We start from the raw sequence: 1,725 nt of genomic DNA on the forward strand, positions 1-1,725 counted from the left end.
AGGATGTCCACGGTCTTCAGGCCGTAGCGCTTCGCGGCGATTTCCGCGTGACGGAGGAAGCTGGAGTAGACGCCGGCATAGCCCAGCGCCAGCGACTCGCGGTCCACCCGCACCGGGCGGTCCTGCAGCGGCCGGACGATATCGTCGGCGGCGTCCATCAGGGTGTAGAGGTCGGTGCCGTGGTTCCAGCCCAGGCGTTCGGCGGCGGCGATGAACACTTCCAGCGGCGCGTTGCCCGCACCCGCGCCCATCCCGGCGAGGCTGGCGTCGATGCGGTCGCAGCCCTCCTCCACCGCGGCAATGGAGTTGGCCACGCCCAGGCTCAGGTTGTGGTGCGCGTGCATGCCGGTCTGGGTCGCCGGATCGAGCACCGCCTTGAACGCGCGCATGCGCTCACGGATGTCCTGCATGTTCATCGCGCCACCGGAGTCGGCCATGTAGATGCACTGCGCGCCGTAGCTCTCCATCAGCTTGCCCTGCGCCGCCAGCTGCTCGGCGGGGATCATGTGGCTCATCATCAGGAAGCCGACGGTGTCCATGCCCAGCTCGCGGGCGTATTCGATGTGCTGCTTCGACACGTCGGCTTCGGTGCAGTGGGTGGCGACGCGGACCACGCGGGCGCCGGCATCGTAGGCGGCTTTCAGGTCATGGACCGTGCCGATGCCTGGCAGCAGCAAGGTAGCGATCTTCGCGTGGCTGACCACGTCGGCCACCGCCTCGATGTACTCCAGGTCGGTGTGGCGGCCGAAGCCGTAGTTGAAGCTGGAACCCTGCAGGCCGTCGCCGTGGGCCACTTCGATGGAGTCGACTTTCGCTGCGTCCAGCGCCCGGGCGATGTCGCGGGCATTGTCCAGGGTGTACTGATGGCGCACGGCATGGCTGCCGTCGCGCAGGGTGACGTCGGAGATGTAGATCTTCTTCATGCTCTGTTCCTCAGCCGGCGATCATCGACACGGCCATGCGCTCGGCAGTGGCCATGGCGGCGGACGTCATGATGTCGAGGTTGCCGGCGTAGGCCGGCAGGTAATGGGCGGCGCCTTCGACTTCGAGGAACACCGAGGTCTTCAGCCCGGTGAAGGTGCCGAGGCCGGGGATCTTCAGCTCGCTGACCGGCTCGAACTGCACCTTCTGCTTCAGCCGATAGCCGGGCACGTAGGCCTGGACGGCCTGGGCCATCTCTTCGATGGAGGCCTCGACTTGGGTCTGGTCCGCCGCTTCGGACAGCACGAACACCGTGTCGCGCATGATCAGCGGCGGCTCCGCCGGGTTCATGACGATGATCGCCTTGCCCTTGGCCGCACCGCCGATCACCTCGATGGCGCGGGAGGTGGTCTCGGTGAACTCGTCGATATTGGCGCGGGTGCCGGGGCCGGCGGATTTGCTGGCGATCGAGGCGACGATCTCGGCGTAGTGGACCTTCGCCACCCGCGACACCGCGGCCACCATGGGGATGGTCGCCTGGCCGCCGCAGGTGACCATGTTGACGTTGAGCTGGCCGAGGTTCCGCTCCAGGTTCACCACCGGCACGCAGTACGGGCCGATGGCCGCCGGGGTCAGGTCGATCAGGCGAATGCCGGGCTTGATCGCGCGCAGGAAGGCGTCGTTCTTCACATGGGCGCCGGCGCTGGTGGCATCGAAGACGAAATCGATGTCCTGGAACTGTGCCATCCGGGTCAGGCCTTCCACGCCTTCGTGGGTCGTGGCCACGCCCATGCGCGCGGCACG

At 67.3% G+C, this 1,725-nt stretch carries 2 protein-coding genes; both read right to left on the reverse strand.

Annotated features, from left to right (window positions below):
• Positions 1-923, reverse strand: a 923-nt coding sequence (gene dmpG / locus CHB99_RS29310; protein ID WP_089266743.1) for a 4-hydroxy-2-oxovalerate aldolase, incomplete at its 3' end; no start/stop codon positions are given.
• Positions 924-933: 10 nt separating this feature from the next.
• Positions 934-1,725 (reverse strand): acetaldehyde dehydrogenase (acetylating) (locus CHB99_RS29315; RefSeq protein WP_089266745.1); only part of this gene is annotated, 792 nt, incomplete at its 5' end.

The organism is Pseudomonas japonica (assembly GCF_900188455.1).
Taxonomy (GTDB): domain Bacteria; phylum Pseudomonadota; class Gammaproteobacteria; order Pseudomonadales; family Pseudomonadaceae; genus Aquipseudomonas; species Aquipseudomonas japonica.